The following is a 17,324-nucleotide window of genomic DNA, read 5'->3' on the forward strand; positions in this document are numbered from 1 at the left end:
GCCGAGGGCTCGGCCTCGTGGGCGGAGCGCTGTCGTGATCATCGGGGTGGGGATCGACGTCGCGGAGATCGACCGGTTCGGCGCCGCGCTGGAGCGCACCCCGGCGCTGGCCGGCCGGCTGTTCATCGACCGGGAGCTGTGGCTGCCGAGCGGTGAACGCCGGGGCACGGCCTCGCTGGCCGCACGGTTCGCCGCGAAGGAGGCCCTGGCGAAGGCGCTCGGCGCGCCGGCCGGCCTGCTGTGGACGGACGCGGAGGTCATCACCGAGGACAGCGGCCGCCCGCGGCTGCGGGTGACGGGCACCGTCGCCGCGCGGGCGGAGCACCTGGGTGTCCGGGGCTGGCACGTCTCCCTGAGCCACGACGCGGGCGTCGCGTCGGCCGTGGTGATCGCCGAGGGGTGACCGTACGGGGGTGAGGTGCGTCCGGGACGGGCGTCCCGGGGGCGAACGGGGGCTGTGCGGGACATCGGTGACGGGACTCCTCGACCGCGCGCGGCCGGCCCCGGTCTTGGGAAGACTGGGGCCCATGAGGACTGCGTACAGCGTGGAAACCGTACGGACCGCCGAGCGCGAGCTGATGGCACGTCTGCCGGAGGGGGCGCTGATGCAGCGCGCCGCGGCCGGACTCGCCGCCTCCTGCGCCGACTTGCTCGGCCGGGTCTCGGGGGCGCGCGTCGTGCTGCTCGTCGGCAGCGGGGACAACGGCGGCGACGCCCTCTACGCCGGCGCCCGGCTGGCGGCGCGCGGCGCGGGCGTCACGGCCGTGCTGCTCGCCCCGGACCGCACGCACCCCGGCGGGCTCGCCGCGCTGCGCCGGGCCGGCGGACGCACCGTCACAGCCGGGGCGGGAGAGGACGCCGTCGCGCGGGCCGCCCTGGTCGTCGACGGCATCGTCGGCATCGGCGGGCGCGGCGGGCTGCGCCCGGAGGCCGCCCGGCTGGTGGCGGCGGCCCGGGCCGCCCACGCGGGCATCGTCGCCGTCGACCTGCCCAGCGGTGTGGACGCGGACACCGGCGAGGTCGCGGGCGAGGCCGTGCACGCCGACGCCACCGTCACCTTCGGCACGTACAAGCCCGGCCTGCTCGTCGACCCCGCGGCGGAGCGGACCGGCGCGCTGCGGCTGATCGACATCGGCCTCGCCCCGTTTCTGCCCGCGACGCCGGACATCGAGGCGCTGCAGCACGCGGACGTCGCCGAACGGGTGCCGGTGCCCGTGCCCGAGAGCGACAAGTACCGGCGCGGCGTGGTGGGGGTGGTGGCCGGTTCGGCGCGCTATCCGGGCGCGGCGGTCCTCGCGGTGGCGGGCGCGCTGCGGGGCGGGGCGGGCGCCGTACGGTACGTCGGCCCGGCCGCGGAGGCGGTCATCGCCCGCTTCCCCGAGGCGCTGGTGCACGCCGGGCCGCCCGCGAAGGCGGGGCGGGTGCAGGCGTGGGTCGTCGGGCCGGGCCTGGGCGACGCCCCCGACGCCCGGCAGGCGCTGGACGACGTCCTCGCCTCCGACGTCCCGGTGCTCGTGGACGCCGACGGACTGCGGCTGCTGGACCGGGAACGGCTCCGCTCCCGCGCGGCGGCGACCGTGCTGACCCCGCACGCGGGCGAGGCGGCCGCGCTGCTGGGCACGGCGCGCGAGGAGGTGGAGGCGGCGCGGCTGGCCGCGGTGCGCCGGCTCGCCGCGGAGTACGGGGCCACCGCGCTGCTCAAGGGATCGACGACGCTGGTCGCCGACGCCTCCGGCAGCCCGGTGCGAGTCAACCCGACCGGTACCGGCTGGCTGGCCACGGCGGGCAGCGGCGATGTGCTGTCCGGGCTGGGGGGAGCGCTGCTCGCGGCCGGACTGGAGGCCCGCGAGGCGGCCTCGACGGCCGCGTATCTGCACGGCCTGGCGGGGCGGCACGCGGCGGGCCGGGAGGGGAGTCCGGTGGGCGCCTCCGATGTGGCCGAGTCCCTCGCCCCGGCCTGGCGCGACGTCCGGACGCGCTGAGCGCGGCGTCGTCCCGCCCCCCGGGCCGGGGTCACCCGGCTCCCCTCCACTGCGCCTCATGGGCGGAAACCGCGTGGCATCGGGGTGGTGTCCGGGCCGGGGCGGTGGGTCGGGGCGGGCCCGGCGGGACCGGTAATTCCGTCCGGATCGTTCTGTGGCGAGCCTCCCCGCCCCGCGTGGGCCGCGAGTCCCGCCGCCGTGGAGAGGAACGGAATGCGTCCACCGGTCAAGACGGTGCAGAGGAGAGGTCGTCCCGCCGCGGCAGCGGTCGCCATCGCGGTCCTGATGCCGCTGACGGTCGCCACGGCGGCGGTGGCGGACGCCGGGGATCCGCAGCCGCCGGACGGCAAGGGGGCCGTCGCCGTGCCGCTGGACCGGCTCGTCCCCGGCATTCCGCCCGGCCCCCACGAGCGGCACGTGGACACCCCCGACCAGGCGCTGCCGCCGCAGATCCCGCAGAGCACACCGGGCACCGCGGAGACTTCCCCCGCTCCGGACACCCGCGAGGCCCCGGACGCCCACGCCGCCCCGGATGCCCGCAAGGACCCCGGCTCCCCGAAGGATCCCGGCCCCGGAACGGCCCCGCAGCGCCACCCGGACCCCCGCGCCCCCGGGCCGTACGCACCGCCCCCCGCCGACGAGCCCATCGTGGAGTTCGTGCCGCCGGACGAGGTCCAGCCCGGCGACGAGGCCGCCGGCCCGCTGCGCTGCACCCACGCCGTCGGTCCGTACCAGCGCGAGGTCGAGGACTTCCTGGAGCTGCCCGTCGACGGACGGCAGTCCAAGGAGGACTGCGAGGCGATCCGCGACTGGCAGACGAAGGAGAACATCACCCCCGCCATCGGTTTCGCCGGTCCCAGCAGTTACGGCCACATCCGGCTGCTGCGGGCCGTGCCCGATCCGAACGCCGCGGGCGACTGCCCCGAGGTCGCCGAGCGGGTCGCCTGTGTCGATCTGCCCCGTCAGCTGATGTGGGTGCAGGAGGGTACGAAGGTCGTGTTCGGGCCGGTGGCGATCCGCAGCGGCAAACCCGGCTACCCCACCCGTGTCGGCTGGAACCGCGTCTACTGGCGGAACAAGGATCACGTCTCCTCGATCTACCACTCCCCGATGCCCTTCGCGCAGTTCTTCAACGGCGGGCAGGCCTTCCACGGGGTCTACGGGAACATCTACGACCCGGACGAGGGCTCGTTCGGCTGCGTCAACCTCCGGTACGGGGACGCCGAACGGATGTGGGACGCGCTCCGGCTGGACGACCGCGTCTACTCCTGGGGCCGCCGCCCGGGAACCTGACCGGACACCGCCCCGAGATCCGGCCCGGCCGCCGGGCCGGACCTGACCGGCCGACCGCCGCGCGGGACCCGGCCGACCGCCGCCCCGATATCCGGCCGACCGCGGCGTCGGACCCGGCCGGACGCCGGGCAGGCACCCGGCCGCACACCACACCGCACTGGGCCGCACACCACCCCCGCACCTGACTTTCCGGACAGACTCGGACGAGACCGGCGCCGGCCGGGCGCCCGGTGAGAGACTGTCCCCGATGACTGCACCAGCAGGCGGGGAGCCGACCGGACTTCCCCCCACTCCGATGCGCGCCCGGGCGGTGGTCGACCTGGCCGCGCTGCGCGCCAACGTGCGGGCCCTGCGCGCCTGCGCGCCCCGCGCCGACCTCATGGCCGTGGTCAAGTCGGATGCCTACGGCCACGGCGCGGTGCCCTGCGGCCGCGCCGCCCGCCGGGCCGGGGCGGCCTGGCTGGGTACGGCGACCCCCGAAGAGGCCCTGGCCCTGCGCGCGGCGGGGGACACCGGCCGGCTGCTGTGCTGGCTGTGGACGCCCGGGGGTCCGTGGCGCGCCGCGATCGAGGCCGACATCGACGTGTCGGTGAGCGGGATGTGGGCGCTGCGCGAGGTGACCGACGCCGCGCGGGCCTGCGGCCGCACCGCCCGGGTGCATATCAAGATCGACACCGGGCTGGGCCGCAACGGCTGCCCGCCCGCCGCCTGGCCGGAACTGACCGCCGCCGCCCGCGCCGCCGAGGCCGAGGGCACCCTCGTGGTGGCCGGCGTCTGGTCGCACTTCGCGTGCGCCGACGAGCCGGGACACCCGTCGATCGCGGCCCAACTGGGCGTGTTCCACGAGGCTTTGGCGGAGGCCGGGCGGGCCGGGCTGAAGCCCGAGGTCCGGCACATGGCCAACTCGCCCGCAACCCTGACCCTCCCCGAGTCCCACTTCGACCTGGTGCGCGCCGGGATCGCCGTCTACGGCGTCTCGCCCAGCCCGGAGATCGGCCTGCCGTCGGACTTCGGCCTGCGTCAGGTGATGACGCTCTCCGCCGACATCGCCCTGGTCAAGCAGGTGCCCTCGGGACACGGCGTCAGTTACGGGCACCACTACGTCACCCCCGGCGAGACGACGCTGGCCCTGGTGCCGGTCGGCTACGCCGACGGCGTCCCGCGGCACGCCTCGGGCACCGGGCCCGTGCTGGTCGGCGGCAAGTGGCGGACGGTCGCGGGCCGGGTCGCCATGGACCAGTTCGTCGTCGACCTCGGCGGCGACACGGCCCGGGTGGGCGACGAGGCGGTGCTGTTCGGCCCGGGGGACCGGGGGGAGCCCACCGTGGAGGACTGGGCGCGTGCGGCGGGCACCATCGGGTACGAGATCGTCACCCGGATCGGAGCGCGGGTGCCGCGCGTCCACGTCCACGAGGACGAGCACTAGGGTCTGTCGTCCGGACCGGACCGGACCGGACCGGAGCCGCGAGCGCGGCCCGGTCGCACGACGGGCCCCGGGCCTGACGGCTCGGCTGCACCACGCACCGACGGGGACGAACAGCGACGAGGAGCGGCACCACCATGGGCGAAAGCGGGGCGGGGGACATGGGACGTGCGGTCACGTCCGCGGCCGGCGGCTGGCGCCGGGCCGGCCTGGCGGGCGCGGCGATCGGGGTGATCGCGGCCGGGGCGGCCGCCGGCGTCGCCGTCGAACGGCTCACCGTCGGCCGGGGCATACGCCGGAAGGCGCGCCTCGCGCTGGACGCCACCGGCCCGTACGGCAGCCTCCGGGGCACCCCGGGGCGCACCGTCGCCGACGACGGCACCGAGCTCTACTACGAGGTCGACGAGGTCGAGCCGGAGCAGGAAGCGCCGCGCCGGCGCCGCCGGTTCGGGCGCCGCCGGCCGGCCCCGGTGACCGTCGTCTTCTGCCACGGCTACTGCCTGAACCAGGACGCCTGGCACTTCCAGCGGGCCGCGCTGCGCGGCGTGGTCCGCACGGTCCACTGGGACCAGCGCAGCCACGGCCGCTCCGCCCGCGGGCTGGCGCAGGCCGACGGCGTCCCCGTCAGCATCGACCAGCTCGGCCGCGATCTGCGGGCGGTGCTCGACGCGGCGGCGCCCGAGGGGCCCGTGGTGCTGGTGGGGCACTCGATGGGCGGCATGACGGTGATGGCCCTGGCTCACCACTTCCCGGAGTACATACGCGACCGGGTGGTGGGGGTGGCGCTGGTCGGCACCTCGTCCGGGAAGCTCGGCGAGGTCAACTACGGGCTGCCGGTCGCCGGGGTGAACGCGGTGCGGCGCATCCTGCCCGGCATGCTGCGGGCCCTGGGCTCCCAGGTGGAACTGGTCGAGCGGGGCCGGCGGGCGACCGCGGACCTCTTCGCCGGGCTGATCAAGCGGTACTCGTTCAGCTCCCGGGACGTCGACCCGGCGGTGGCGCGGTTCGCCGAGCGGATGATCGAGTCCACGCCGATCGACGTGGTCGCGGAGTTCTACCCGGCCTTCGACGAGCACGACAAGGCCGAGGCGCTGGTGGCCTTCCGGGACCTGCCGGTCCTGGTGCTGGCGGGCCGGCACGACCTGGTGACGCCCAGCACGCACAGCGAGGCGATCGCCGAACGGCTGCCGGCGGCCGAGCTGGTGCTCGTCCCCGACGCGGGCCATCTGGTGATGCTGGAGCACCCGGAGACCGTGACGGAACGGCTGACGGAGCTGCTGGCCCGGACGGGCGTGACGGCCCCGGCGGACCGCGCGCCGCGCTCGGCGCGGGGGTAGCGGGAGCCCCGGACCGGCCCCGGCCCCCGCGATCCGGTCCACGGGCCGCCGGGGATGTCCCGGGGCCCGTTCCGTGCGGCGCAGCGGCGGCGGGAAGGCCCTCCCGCCCCGTACCATCGGCCGGTATGAACGCCCCGTACGACCCGCACACCGTGGCACCCGCCGGTGCCCCCGCCGCCACCGCGCAGCTCACCGTCCACAGCCCCGAGCAGATGCAGGAGCTGGGGCGCCGGCTGGCGAAACTGCTGCGCCCCGGTGACCTGGTGCTGCTGACCGGACAGCTGGGCGCGGGCAAGACGACGCTGACCCGCGGGCTCGGCGAGGGCATGGGGGTGCGCGGGGCGGTCACGTCACCGACGTTCGTCATCGCCCGGGTGCACCCGTCGCTGAGCGGCGGCCCCGCGCTGGTGCACGTCGACGCGTACCGGCTGGGCGGCGGTCTCGACGAGATGGAGGACCTGGACCTCGACGTCTCGCTCCCCGACTCCGTGGTGGTCGTGGAGTGGGGCGACGGGAAGGTCGAGGACCTCTCGGAGGACCGTCTGCACGTGGTCATCGGCCGGACCGAGGGCGACGAGACGGCCGAGAACGACGAGCGGGAGGTCGTCATCACGGGCGTGGGGCCGCGCTGGGCCGCCGCCGACCTCTCCCCGCTGGCCGGCTGACCCGGACCCGCCCGCACGGCTTCGCCCACGGCGGTCGGCGCGACTTTCTTCCCGTGCGGCCCCCGGCTCCGGCCGCCCTGCCCGACCCCGGTCATTCCTGAGCCCGGCCGCGCAGCCTCGGCCGCCCACCGCACTCCGCCCACCGCACTCCGCTCACCGCTCCCGTACGGAGCGCCGCCGTTCGGCCGGTACGGGCTGCGCCGGGCCTGCCGCTGTCCGGCCCGGACCCGGAGCGGGCCGCTCCCCCTGATGTACGTTCCGACAAGCCGTCGGGAAGATGTTGCGCGCGCGGTACCGGGCATGGTCACATGGAGACAGAGACGTGGTTAGGTCTGCCTAACTTTGCCTGCACCAGGAGCCCCGGGAGGCATCCATGCCGCGCCATGAGCCCGCTGCCGACGCGCCGAGCCCCGCCCGGCGCGACGCGCAGTCGCCTCCGCGGTCGCCTTCGCCGGCCGCCCCGCCCGCCGCGTCGCCCTCGATGAGCCAGCTGCTGGCGGCCTGCGCGGCGGCCAGCGCGGTCTCCACCCCGCCCGAGGCCGAGGGCGAACCGGACGCACGCACTCCCGCTCCGGGGGGAACGGGCCGCCAGGACGCCGCGTAGCCCGGAGACGGACGGGGGCAGACGCCGACCGAGTCGGGGCAGCGAGCCCGCCAGGACGCCGCACAGCGCTCCGTCCGGCGCGCGTCCAGTCGACGACGACCGGCGCTTCGCCGGTACCTCTTCCGGTGCCGGGCCGGCACCCGCACACCGTTCGCCGCGGCAGCCGCGAAGGAACCCCCGGCGGTTGCCGGGTACCCCTTTCGGGTGGACCGGCGGCCCGGGAGCGGGCTCTCGCACCCGGCCTCAGGCGGTCAAGACGCCCTCGGGCGCCCGCACACGCCCTCAGGTGACCACGACGACCTTGGTGCCGATGGCCGCGAACGCCCACATCGCCTTGCCGTCCGCCCGCTCCTCGCGGATGCCGCCGGTCTTCTTCTGCGAGACCGGGTCGGGCTTCGAGCCGTCGACGGCGGCGCTGAACCCGACCACGACTCCGTCCACCGAGGCGAACCGGACGACGTGCTCGACGGGGACCCCGTCGGAGCCGGGGATCAGCGCGGAGCGGCCGGTGACCGTGTACTGCCCGGGCGCGGGGCTGATCTTGCTCGGGGTGACCCGGTAGCTGCGGGCGGCCCGGCCGTCCGCTCCCACCAGCCAGACCCGCTTCTGGCCCAGCGCGTAGACCACGCGGAGACCGGTGCCGGAGTTCTCCGGGATCGCGTGCCGCGACGTCCGCCCCGCGCCACCGGGCTTCTCCGTGCGGTGGTGCTCACCGGCGGAGGCCGAGGGGCGCGGCTTGGCCGCGACGGCGGGGGCGCTGGCGGACGCCTGGTAGGCGAGGAAGCCGACCGCGGCGAGCGCCGCGGCCGTGAGAGCGGTCACGATCGCCCCCGAGTTGCTCCGTGCCACGCCTGCCGCCTCTCGTCCGGTCCGTCCGCTGCCCGCGTTACCGGCCCGACCGTAGCACCGCACGCCCGTACACCTGCGCGCCCGGGCGTGCAACCGCACCGCCGCCCCGAGCACCGGCCTCCGCGCACCGCCGTCCCGGGGATCCGCAGCCCGCCCGGAGAACCTCGCCGCAAGTACCCGCCCGCAAGTACCCGGCCGGAAGTACCCGGCCGGAAGCGCCCTGCCGGAAGTGCCCCGCCGAAAGGCCCCTGCCGAAGGCCCCCGCGACGGCACCCCGAGGCACACACCCCCGCCCGAGCGCGGCCCTCCCCGCCGGCCCCCGGTGGCCGGACCGTGGCCGGACCGCACCGGGCGCCGCGGAACGCGCCGTAGGCTGTACCCGTGCTGCTGCTCGCTCTTGACACCGCCACCCCCGCCGTCACGGTCGCCCTGCACGACGGGGACCGCGTCCTCGCCGAGTCCCACCAGGTCGACGCCCGGAGGCACGGGGAGCTGCTGCTGCCGTCCGTCGACCGGGTGCTGCGCGCCGCCGGGACGAAGATCGACGCGGTGACCGGCATCGTCGTGGGGGTCGGTCCGGGCCCGTACACCGGGCTGCGGGTCGGCCTGGTGACCGCCGCCGCCTTCGGCGCCGCGACCGGCGCCCCCGTCCACGGGCTGTGCACGCTCGACGGCCTCGCGTACGCCGCCGGACAGGCCGGCCTCGACGGCCCCTTCACCGTGGCCACGGACGCCCGGCGCAAGGAGGTCTACTGGGCCCGGTACGCCGATCCCCGCACCCGGGTCACCGAACCCGCCGTCGACCGGCCCGCCGACATCGCCGAGCAGGTCGCCGGGGAGCCGGCCGTCGGCGCGGGAGCGCTGCTCTACCCCGAGGTGTTCACCCGCGTGCCCGACGGGATGCCCGAGTACCAGTCCGCGGCCGCGCTGGCCGCGCTCGCCGCCGAACGGCTCGCCTCCGGCGCGGACTTCCTCCCGGACCGGCCGCTCTACCTGCGCCGCCCGGACGCCCAAGTGCCCGCCAACTACAAGGTGGTCACCCCGAAGTGACCGAAGCGACCGACCCGACCGCGGAAGCCCCCGGCGCCGTGACCCTGCGCGAGATGCGCTGGTGGGACGTCGAGCCGGTGCTGGAGCTCGAACGCGAGCTCTTCCCCGACGACGCCTGGTCGCGGGGGCTGTTCTGGTCCGAACTCGCGCACGCCCGCGGGCCGTCCGCCACCCGCCGCTACGTGGTCGCCGAGGAGAACGGCCGGGTCGTCGGCTACGGCGGGCTGTCCGCCGTCGACGGCACCGGTGACATCCAGACCATCGCCGCCGCGCGCGAGCACTGGGGTACGGGCCTGGGCGCCCGCCTCCTCACCGACCTGCTCTCCGGCGCCACCGCCTTCGAGTGCCACGAGGTGCTGCTGGAGGTGCGGGTCGACAACGCCCGGGCCCAGCGGCTCTACGAGCGCTTCGGCTTCGAGCCCATCGGCCTGCGCCGCGGCTACTACCAGCCGGGCAACGTGGACGCCGTGGTCATGCGCCGCTCCCAGACGGCCGACGGCGCCGCCGCCGTCCCCGACCTCGCCGCGCACGACGCCCGGCACGCGCACGACGCGGCCGCGGCGGTGGCCGCGCCCGCCGCCCACGACACCGACCCCGCCGCAGACGGCGACGCCACAGACGGCCCCGCCGCAGACGAACAAGGAACGACCCACGATGGCTGACGAGCCGCTTGTCCTCGGAATCGAGACCTCCTGCGACGAGACCGGCGTCGGCATCGTCCGCGGGCACACCCTGCTCGCCGACGCCGTCGCGTCCAGCGTCGACGAGCACGCCCGCTTCGGCGGTGTCGTGCCGGAGGTCGCCAGCCGGGCCCACCTGGAGGCCATGGTTCCGACCATCCGGCGCGCGCTGAAGGACGCCGGGGTGGCGGCCAGTGACCTCGACGGCATCGCGGTCACCGCCGGTCCCGGCCTCGCGGGCGCGCTGCTGGTGGGGGTCTCGGCGGCCAAGGCGTACGCCTACGCGCTCGGCAAGCCGCTCTACGGCGTCAACCACCTCGCCTCGCACATCTGCGTCGACCAGCTGGAACACGGGCCGCTGCCGGAGCCGACGATGGCGCTCCTGGTGTCCGGCGGCCACTCCTCGCTGCTGCTGGCCCCGGACATCACCGGCGACGTCCGCCCGCTCGGCTCGACCATCGACGACGCGGCGGGCGAGGCGTTCGACAAGGTGGCCCGGGTGCTGAACCTCGGCTTCCCCGGCGGCCCGGTCATCGACCGGTACGCCCGCGAGGGCGACCCGGAGGCGATCAACTTCCCCCGCGGACTCACCGGCCCCCGGGACGCCGCCTACGACTTCTCCTTCTCCGGCCTCAAGACCGCCGTCGCCCGCTGGATCGAGGCGAAGCGCACCGCGGGCGAGGAGGTCCCGGTGGCGGACGTCTCGGCGTCCTTCCAGGAGGCCGTGGTCGACGTGCTGACCCGCAAGGCGGTACGGGCCTGCAAGGACAACGGCGTCGACCATCTGATGATCGGCGGCGGGGTGGCGGCCAACTCACGGCTGCGCGCCATGGCCGAACGCCGCTGCGAGGACGCCGGGATCGTGCTGCGGGTGCCGCGGCCGAAGCTGTGCACGGACAACGGGGCGATGGTCGCGGCGCTCGGCGCGGAGATGGTGGCGCGGGGGCGGGCGGCATCGGCCTGGGACCTGTCCGCGGACTCCTCGCTCCCGGTGACGGAGCCCCATGTGCCCGGCGAGAACCACGACCACGACCACCCGCACGACGGCCACGGCGGCAACAGCCACGACGGCAACAGCCACGGGCATGGCCATGCCCACGACCACGACCACTTCCACGAGCTGAGCAAGGACAACCTGTACTCATGACGGTGCACGCATGACGGTCGCGCTGATGTGGGAGGCCCGGGCCGCCGAGGGCCGCGGCCCGGAACTGCTGGCGTGGGCCCGCGCGCAGGAGCTCGCCGGTCCGCCGCTGCGGCGCGAGACCTTCGGCGCCCCCGGCGACCGGGTGCTGGTCATCACCTGGTGGGACGCCCCGTACGAGGCGGACCTCCCCGAACTCGGCTCCCCCGCGGAGGACCTGCTGCACCGGCCGGTCCATCGCTGGCGGTTCGAGGCCCTCGACCACGAACCGTCGGCGCGGGCCCCCGAATAGCCGCCCGCCGCCGAGCCGGGAGCCGTCCCCGGGCCCGTAGGGCAACGATCCCTCAGCCCCGCGCCGGCCGCCCGATCAGCATCGTCGGGGCACCGGCCGCGCGGGTGAGGAACACCGTGGCCGCGTTCGGCCCCTGCGGTTTGACCTTCCGGCGCAGCTCCTCCGGCTCGACGGCCGAGCCGCGCTTCTTCACCGTCAGTTTCCCCACCTCGCGCTCCCGCAGCAGCGCCTTCAGCTTCTTGAGGTTGAAGGGCAGCGCGTCGGTGATCTCGTACGCGGTGGCCCACGGGGTCGGGTGGAGTTCGTCCGCCGTCACATAGGCGATGGTCGGGTCGATCAGCCGCCCGTCCACGCCGGCCGCCGCGTCCGCCACCAGATGGGCGCGGATCACCGCCCCGTCCGGTTCGTACAGCCAGCGTCCGACCGGACCCGGCGCCGGGTCCGGCAGCCCGGCTCCGGTGAGGGTGTGCGGGCCGGGGAGCAGCGTGGCGCGGCGGGCGCCCGGCGCGGTGCCGAACCAGAACACCGCCTCCTTCACGTCGCCGCCGTCCGAGATCCACTCGGCCTCCGTGTCGTCGGGCACCGCGTCGTGCGGGACGCCCGGGGCGATCTTCAGGGCGGCGTACGGGGTGCTGCGGGCGGCACCGACCGCCCAGGACAGCGGCGGGGAGTAGGCCTCCGGGTCGAAGATCCGCCCCCGGCCGCCCCGCCGGGCCGGGTCGGCGAACACCGCGTCGTACCCGGAGGTGTCCACCTCCGTGACGTCCGCGCAGCGCACCTCGATCCGGTCCGCCAGGCCCAGCGCCTCGGCGTTGGCCCGGGCCACCGCGCAGGTCAGCGGGTCCCGGTCGACGGCGAGGACCTCGACGCCGGCCCGCGCGAGGGCGATGGCGTCGCCGCCGATGCCGCAGCAGAGGTCGGCCAGCCGCCGGACGCCGAGCGCCGCGAACCGTTCGGCCCGGTACCGGGCGACGGAGGTGCGGGTGGCCTGCTCCACGCCGTTCGGGGTGAAGAACATGACGGCCGCGTCCTCGGCACCGAACTTCGCCGCCGCCCGCTGCCGCAGCCGGGCCTGTCCCAGTGCCGCGGACACCAGGTCGGCGGGGTGGTCGCGGCGCAGCCGGGTCGCGGTCGCCAGTTCCTGGGCGGGGTCGTAGTCGCGCAGGTCCGCGAGGAGCGCCCGGCCCTCGTCGGTGAGCAGGGCGGCGAAGGAGTCGAGGGCGTTCACCGGTCAATTGTGGGCCAAGCGGGGGACCGTCCGGGCACCACGGTCTGTCGCGCCGCCGCGGGGCCGACTCCCTGGCAGGATGCGGCGCCATGCAACTAGTACGACAAAATGAAAAAAACACTCACGAGCGTCGATTCCGGTCCACCACCTGTGCCGCGGTCCTGCTCCTGGTCGGCGTGGTCGGCGGAGCCTGCGCACAGCCTCCCGATCGCACCGCACCACTGCCCGGACCCGACCCCGGACCGGGACGGTCGGCGCCGGGCGGAACCGCCGCCGCGCACGGCCCCGAAGCCGCCTCGCGCGGCGCGGGGCGCCCCGGCCCGGCGCCCGCCGCCGACCGCCGTCCGGTCCCGCGCACGGCCGGGCGTCCGGCCCCCGCGGCGGCCCCGGACCTCCCCCGCGACCTGGCGATCTACGCCGAGAGCAGGCTGAACGCCCGGTCCGTCCGGCTGCGCGCCGCCCAGCGCTGGGGCCTGCTCCGCCCGCCGGTCGCTGCGCCCGCCCCGCCCGTCCGCAAGGCGCGGCCGGCCACGCCGCGCTCCCTCTCGATGGGGTCCGGCCTCCCCCCGGTGTTCACCCGTGTGCCCACCTCCGACCGCGTGGTCTTCCTCACCATCGACGACGGCGGCCACAAGGACCCGGAGCTGATCCGGATGCTCCGCGAACTGGACGTGCCGGTGAGCGCCTTCCTCAGCGACTACGTCGTGCGCGACGACTACGGCTACTTCCGGAAGCTCCAGCGGCTCGGCGTCTCCCTGCACAACCACACGCTCACCCACCCCGACCTGACGGAGCTGTCCTTCGAGGACCAGTACAAGGAGATCTGCCGCCAGCAGCGGAACCTGGAACGGGAGTTCGGCGTGCGGCCGCGGCTGTTCCGCCCGCCGTACGGCAACTACGACCGGGAGACGCTGCTCGCCGCCAAGTCCTGCGGCGTCCGCAGCGTGCCGCTCTGGACCCAGGAGGCGTTCGCCGACCGCATCGACTTCGCCGACACCCGGGGCCGGCTGCACCCGGGCGACATCATCCTCACGCACTTCCGCGGCCGCGGGGAATGGGGCGGGACCATGGCCGACATGGTCCGCGAGGTGCTGCGCACCGCCACTGCCCAGGGCTTCGCGGTGGCCAGGCTGGAGGACTACATCTGAGGGCCCCGGCGTCCGCGCGCCCGACGGCGGCGGGTTCGCAGCGCGAACGGCAGCCGGACGCCCGGCCCGGGGTGCGCGGCCCCGTCCTGACACTCCGGCTCCGCGCCGGAAACCGGGCGTCCCGGCACCACGCCGGGCCCGGCGGCCGAGCGTTGCCCCCCACCGCTCTGACCAGCAACAAGCCCGCCCACGGAAGGCCGGGCCGACAGCGGAGGACCGTGCCCGGCCCGCCTGTACCGGTGGGGCGCCCGGAGGTTCGTTGGCACTCTAGTTGACTGAGTGCTAACGCCGTCATAGTCTCAGCTTTGGCACTCTCCACTACGGAGTGCCAGCTACACAGCGACGGGCAGGTCCGGCACCCGCGACGACGGATCTACCAGGTCGCCACCTCAGACAGTTAACCCCGTGAGATCTCCGAAGGGGGAGGTCGGATCGTGACGACCGCCAGCACCAAGGTTGCCATCAAGCCGCTCGAGGACCGCATTGTGGTCCAGCCGCTGGACGCCGAGCAGACCACGGCTTCCGGCCTGGTCATTCCGGACACTGCCAAGGAGAAGCCCCAGGAGGGCGTCGTCCTGGCCGTGGGCCCGGGCCGCTTCGAGGACGGCAAGCGCCTTCCGCTCGACGTTTCCGTAGGCGACGTCGTGCTGTACAGCAAGTACGGCGGCACCGAGGTGAAGTACAGCGGCGAGGAGTACCTCGTCCTCTCGGCTCGCGACGTTCTCGCGATCGTCGAGAAGTAATTCACCCACTGTTTTTGATCTGCGCCCCGGAACCCGTGTCTCAACAACCGGGCGTCCGGGGCGCAGTTCGTTGAGAGGACATACGCAACCATGGCGAAGATCCTGAAGTTCGACGAGGACGCCCGTCGCGCCCTCGAGCGTGGCGTCAACAAGCTTGCCGACACCGTGAAGGTGACGATCGGCCCCAAGGGCCGCAACGTCGTCATCGACAAGAAGTTCGGCGCGCCGACCATCACCAACGACGGTGTGACCATCGCCCGCGAGGTCGAGGTCGAGGACCCGTACGAGAACCTCGGCGCCCAGCTCGTCAAGGAGGTGGCGACCAAGACCAACGACATCGCGGGTGACGGCACCACCACCGCGACCGTGCTGGCCCAGGCGCTGGTCCGCGAGGGTCTGCGCAACGTCGCCGCCGGCGCCTCCCCGGCCGCCCTGAAGAAGGGCATCGACGCCGCGGTCAAGGCCGTCTCGGACGACCTGCTCGCCATCGCGCGCCCGATCGACGAGAAGTCCGACATCGCCGCCGTCGCCGGTCTGTCCGCCCAGGACAAGCAGGTCGGCGAGCTCATCGCCGAGGCGATGGACAAGGTCGGCAAGGACGGTGTCATCACCGTCGAGGAGTCCAACACCTTCGGCCTGGAGCTCGACTTCACCGAGGGCATGGCCTTCGACAAGGGCTACCTGTCCCCGTACTTCGTCACCGACCAGGAGCGTATGGAGGCCGTCCTCGACGACCCGTACATCCTGATCCACCAGGGCAAGATCTCCTCGATCCAGGACCTGCTGCCGCTGCTGGAGAAGGTCATCCAGGCCGGCGGCTCCAAGCCGATGCTGATCATCGCCGAGGACGTCGACGGCGAGGCGCTCTCCACCCTCGTGGTCAACAAGATCCGCGGCACCTTCAACGCCGTCGCGGTGAAGGCCCCGGGCTTCGGCGACCGCCGCAAGGCCATGCTCGGCGACATCGCCACCCTCACGGGCGGCACCGTCGTCGCCGAGGAGGTCGGCCTCAAGCTCGACCAGGTCGGCCTGGACGTGCTCGGCTCCGCCCGCCGCGTGACCATCACCAAGGACGACACCACGATCGTCGACGGTGCCGGCAAGGCGGAGGACGTGCAGGGCCGCGTCTCCCAGATCAAGGCCGAGATCGACGCCACCGACTCCGACTGGGACCGCGAGAAGCTCCAGGAGCGCCTCGCGAAGCTCGCCGGTGGCGTCTGCGTCATCAAGGTCGGCGCCGCGACCGAGGTCGAGCTCAAGGAGAAGAAGCACCGTCTGGAGGACGCCATCTCCGCGACCCGCGCCGCGGTCGAGGAGGGCATCGTCTCCGGTGGTGGCTCCGCTCTGGTCCACGCCGCCAAGGTGCTCGAGGGCAGCCTGGGCAAGGAGGGCGACGAGGCCACCGGTGTCGCCGTCGTCCGCCGCGCCGTCGTCGAGCCGCTGCGCTGGATCGCGGAGAACGCCGGCCTCGAGGGCTACGTCATCACCTCCAAGGTGGCCGAGCTCGAGAAGGGCCACGGCTTCAACGCCGCGACCGGCGAGTACGGCGACCTGGTGAAGGCCGGCGTCATCGACCCGGTCAAGGTCACCCGCTCCGCGCTGGAGAACGCCGCGTCCATCGCCTCCCTGCTCCTCACCACCGAGACGCTCGTGGTCGAGAAGAAGGAAGAGGAAGAGGCCGACGCCGGCCACGGTCACGGCCACGCGCACTGACCTCGCGAGGCACCACGAAGGGCCCCTGTCCCCACCGCTCGGCGGCGGGGGCGGGGGCTCTTCGCGTGCGGGTCACATCGGCACGGCGTCCAGCTGCCGGAGCAGCCGCAGCAGGTCGTAGTGCCACCAGGCTTCCTGTATCCGTCCGTCGCGGAACCGGAACACGGTGGTGCCGGTCATCATGACGTCCTTGCCGGTGGCCGCGATGCCCATGAAGTCGCCGCGGTGCGTGCCCTGCCAGGTCCACCGGGCCGCCACCTCGTCGCCCTCGGCCAGCATGCTCTCGAGCGTGAAGTCGAAGGCGAAGGCGCTCCGCCAGCCCGTGACGTCCTGCCGGATGACATCGGACCCGGTCGTGGACTCCACGTCCTTCGAGATGTCGTGGTCGATCAGGTCCGGGGCGAACAGCTCGTCCACGAGATCGAGCCGCCCCGCCACGGCCACCTCCTCGAAGAACCGCCGCACCGTGTCCTTGTTGAGCGCCTCGTCCCGTACGACATCGAGGTCGGTGAAGGTCGGGGCGCCGTCGCAGAGCGCCACCATCTGCTGGAAGATCTGCTCCGTCTCCGGCAGGCCCGAGTTCCGCATCGCCTCCTCGTACGACGGGAACTCGATGATCTCGACGACGTGATCCCCGTCGGCCCGGTCCTGCCCGACGACCGCGTGCGTAGCGGTCCGCTTCCCCCGGGTCCGCTCGGCCCAGGTGTCCATGAGCCGGTTCATGTCGTCGATCTTGTCCGTCTTGCAGTCGATGATCTGCACGAAAGTCATGACGCCTCCCAGCGCTGGGCGATTACTCCACTTCAGTGACGAAATGCCCGAAACCTGGGGTGTCGAAAACCGACCACGACGCGAAGGCCCCACCCACCCTGGGGCGGCGACGGCTGAGGAAGAGGCTCCGAGGCACGGATGTCGTTCAGTCGCCGACGAGACGTGAGGGTGACGGGGCCTGCCCACCCTCGGGACGGCGACGTCCGAGAGGCCGTTCCTGGCTCAGCGGCGATGGGGGTCAGCCGCCGACGAGACGTGAGGGTGACGGGGCCGCAGGGGTGGGGGGTTCCGGAAGCTGCCGTGTATTTGTGGCCCCCAGGGCCGTAAATATACGTTCCGGAACCCCCCCCCCCCGGGGCCCCCGCCCCCCCCCCCCCCCCCGCCCACCCCGCCCCCCCCGGG

General features: G+C 74.6%; 17 protein-coding genes. 14 read left to right on the top strand and 3 right to left on the bottom strand.

The features are described from left to right. Positions 1-34 precede the first annotated feature (34 nt). The 7 genes from ACFYYR_RS11030 to ACFYYR_RS11060 all read left to right on the top strand — a co-directional run bounded on the left by ACFYYR_RS11030 (position 35) and on the right by ACFYYR_RS11060 (position 7,304). Positions 35-403 carry a holo-ACP synthase gene (locus ACFYYR_RS11030; RefSeq protein WP_388849845.1) on the top strand — a complete coding sequence of 123 codons (369 nt, stop codon included), beginning with the start codon at positions 35-37 and terminating at the stop codon, positions 401-403. Positions 404-527: 124 nt separating this feature from the next. Beyond that, positions 528-1,982: an NAD(P)H-hydrate dehydratase gene (locus ACFYYR_RS11035; RefSeq protein ID WP_388849848.1), complete on the top strand. Its 1,455-nt coding sequence runs from the start codon at positions 528-530 to the stop codon at positions 1,980-1,982. A 213-nt stretch (positions 1,983-2,195) separates the two neighbouring features. After that, positions 2,196-3,275: a L,D-transpeptidase gene (locus tag ACFYYR_RS11040; protein WP_388849851.1), complete on the top strand. Its 1,080-nt coding sequence runs from the start codon at positions 2,196-2,198 to the stop codon at positions 3,273-3,275. A 247-nt stretch (positions 3,276-3,522) separates the two neighbouring features. Beyond that, positions 3,523-4,701 carry an alanine racemase gene (alr, locus tag ACFYYR_RS11045; RefSeq protein ID WP_388849854.1) on the top strand — a complete coding sequence of 393 codons (1,179 nt, stop codon included), beginning with the start codon at positions 3,523-3,525 and terminating at the stop codon, positions 4,699-4,701. A gap of 134 nt (positions 4,702-4,835) precedes the next feature. Then, positions 4,836-6,035, top strand: coding sequence for an alpha/beta fold hydrolase (locus ACFYYR_RS11050; RefSeq protein ID WP_388849857.1), 1,200 nt, complete (start codon positions 4,836-4,838; stop codon positions 6,033-6,035). Between the two features lie 125 nt (positions 6,036-6,160). Next, the gene (gene tsaE / locus ACFYYR_RS11055) at positions 6,161-6,700 is read left to right on the top strand and encodes a tRNA (adenosine(37)-N6)-threonylcarbamoyltransferase complex ATPase subunit type 1 TsaE (RefSeq protein WP_388849860.1); all 540 of its coding nucleotides are present in this window, start codon (positions 6,161-6,163) and stop codon (positions 6,698-6,700) included. 373 nt (positions 6,701-7,073) lie between these two features. Continuing rightward, on the top strand, positions 7,074-7,304 hold the full coding sequence (locus ACFYYR_RS11060) for a hypothetical protein (protein WP_388849862.1): 231 nt from the start codon (positions 7,074-7,076) through the stop codon (positions 7,302-7,304). 282 nt (positions 7,305-7,586) lie between these two features. Here the strand turns inward: ACFYYR_RS11060 and ACFYYR_RS11065 are convergent, their stop codons facing one another. Further along, positions 7,587-8,153 (bottom strand): hypothetical protein, encoded by a 567-nt coding sequence (locus ACFYYR_RS11065; RefSeq protein ID WP_388849865.1) that lies wholly within the window; start codon positions 8,151-8,153, stop codon positions 7,587-7,589. A gap of 381 nt (positions 8,154-8,534) precedes the next feature. On the opposite strand from ACFYYR_RS11065, the gene tsaB reads away from it, so the two are divergent. From tsaB to ACFYYR_RS11085, 4 genes are read left to right on the top strand one after another with little or no spacing between them, the layout of a single operon-like run. Then, on the top strand, positions 8,535-9,203 hold the full coding sequence (gene tsaB / locus ACFYYR_RS11070; protein WP_388849868.1) for a tRNA (adenosine(37)-N6)-threonylcarbamoyltransferase complex dimerization subunit type 1 TsaB: 669 nt from the start codon (positions 8,535-8,537) through the stop codon (positions 9,201-9,203). A 53-nt stretch (positions 9,204-9,256) separates the two neighbouring features. Beyond that, a complete protein-coding gene (rimI, locus tag ACFYYR_RS11075; RefSeq protein WP_388850335.1) occupies positions 9,257-9,865 on the top strand; it encodes a ribosomal protein S18-alanine N-acetyltransferase in 609 nt (202 codons plus the stop codon). Continuing rightward, a complete protein-coding gene (gene tsaD / locus ACFYYR_RS11080; RefSeq protein WP_388849871.1) occupies positions 9,858-11,030 on the top strand; it encodes a tRNA (adenosine(37)-N6)-threonylcarbamoyltransferase complex transferase subunit TsaD in 1,173 nt (390 codons plus the stop codon). The genes rimI and tsaD overlap by 8 nt, the downstream gene beginning before the upstream one ends. Before the next feature lie 10 nt (positions 11,031-11,040). After that, positions 11,041-11,319, top strand: coding sequence for a hypothetical protein (locus ACFYYR_RS11085; protein WP_388849874.1), 279 nt, complete (start codon positions 11,041-11,043; stop codon positions 11,317-11,319). A 52-nt stretch (positions 11,320-11,371) separates the two neighbouring features. On the opposite strand, the gene ACFYYR_RS11090 is transcribed toward ACFYYR_RS11085, so the two are convergent. Then, entirely contained in the window at positions 11,372-12,547 is a 1,176-nt protein-coding gene (locus ACFYYR_RS11090; protein ID WP_388849877.1) for a methyltransferase domain-containing protein, read from the bottom strand. An 89-nt stretch (positions 12,548-12,636) separates the two neighbouring features. Here ACFYYR_RS11090 and ACFYYR_RS11095 point away from each other — a divergent pair, with 89 nt between their 5' ends. The 3 genes from ACFYYR_RS11095 to groL all read left to right on the top strand — a co-directional run bounded on the left by ACFYYR_RS11095 (position 12,637) and on the right by groL (position 16,151). Beyond that, on the top strand, positions 12,637-13,695 hold the full coding sequence (locus tag ACFYYR_RS11095) for a polysaccharide deacetylase family protein (RefSeq protein WP_388849880.1): 1,059 nt from the start codon (positions 12,637-12,639) through the stop codon (positions 13,693-13,695). 434 nt (positions 13,696-14,129) lie between these two features. Next, positions 14,130-14,438 carry a co-chaperone GroES gene (groES, locus tag ACFYYR_RS11100; protein ID WP_329175511.1) on the top strand — a complete coding sequence of 103 codons (309 nt, stop codon included), beginning with the start codon at positions 14,130-14,132 and terminating at the stop codon, positions 14,436-14,438. A 90-nt stretch (positions 14,439-14,528) separates the two neighbouring features. Beyond that, complete coding sequence (groL, locus tag ACFYYR_RS11105) at positions 14,529-16,151, top strand: chaperonin GroEL (protein ID WP_388849884.1); 1,623 nt, start codon at positions 14,529-14,531, stop codon at positions 16,149-16,151. 72 nt (positions 16,152-16,223) lie between these two features. Here groL and ACFYYR_RS11110 read toward each other — a convergent pair whose 3' ends face one another. After that, positions 16,224-16,922, bottom strand: a complete 699-nt coding sequence (locus ACFYYR_RS11110) for an ester cyclase (protein ID WP_388849887.1) — start codon at positions 16,920-16,922, stop codon at positions 16,224-16,226. Positions 16,923-17,324 lie beyond the last annotated feature (402 nt).

This window comes from Streptomyces sp. NPDC001922 (assembly GCF_042891165.1).
GTDB lineage: Bacteria > Actinomycetota > Actinomycetes > Streptomycetales > Streptomycetaceae > Streptomyces.

Coding starts and splice junctions, on each gene's coding strand:
- ACFYYR_RS11035 (WP_388849848.1), top strand. CDS start 528: ATGAGGACTGCGTACAGCGTGGAAACCGTACGGACCGCCGAGCGCGAG.
- ACFYYR_RS11040 (WP_388849851.1), top strand. CDS start 2,196: ATGCGTCCACCGGTCAAGACGGTGCAGAGGAGAGGTCGTCCCGCCGCG.
- alr (WP_388849854.1), top strand. CDS start 3,523: ATGACTGCACCAGCAGGCGGGGAGCCGACCGGACTTCCCCCCACTCCG.
- ACFYYR_RS11050 (WP_388849857.1), top strand. CDS start 4,836: ATGGGCGAAAGCGGGGCGGGGGACATGGGACGTGCGGTCACGTCCGCG.
- tsaE (WP_388849860.1), top strand. CDS start 6,161: ATGAACGCCCCGTACGACCCGCACACCGTGGCACCCGCCGGTGCCCCC.
- ACFYYR_RS11060 (WP_388849862.1), top strand. CDS start 7,074: ATGCCGCGCCATGAGCCCGCTGCCGACGCGCCGAGCCCCGCCCGGCGC.
- rimI (WP_388850335.1), top strand. CDS start 9,257: ATGCGCTGGTGGGACGTCGAGCCGGTGCTGGAGCTCGAACGCGAGCTC.
- tsaD (WP_388849871.1), top strand. CDS start 9,858: ATGGCTGACGAGCCGCTTGTCCTCGGAATCGAGACCTCCTGCGACGAG.
- ACFYYR_RS11085 (WP_388849874.1), top strand. CDS start 11,041: ATGACGGTCGCGCTGATGTGGGAGGCCCGGGCCGCCGAGGGCCGCGGC.
- ACFYYR_RS11095 (WP_388849880.1), top strand. CDS start 12,637: ATGCAACTAGTACGACAAAATGAAAAAAACACTCACGAGCGTCGATTC.
- groL (WP_388849884.1), top strand. CDS start 14,529: ATGGCGAAGATCCTGAAGTTCGACGAGGACGCCCGTCGCGCCCTCGAG.
- ACFYYR_RS11110 (WP_388849887.1), bottom strand. CDS start 16,922: ATGACTTTCGTGCAGATCATCGACTGCAAGACGGACAAGATCGACGAC.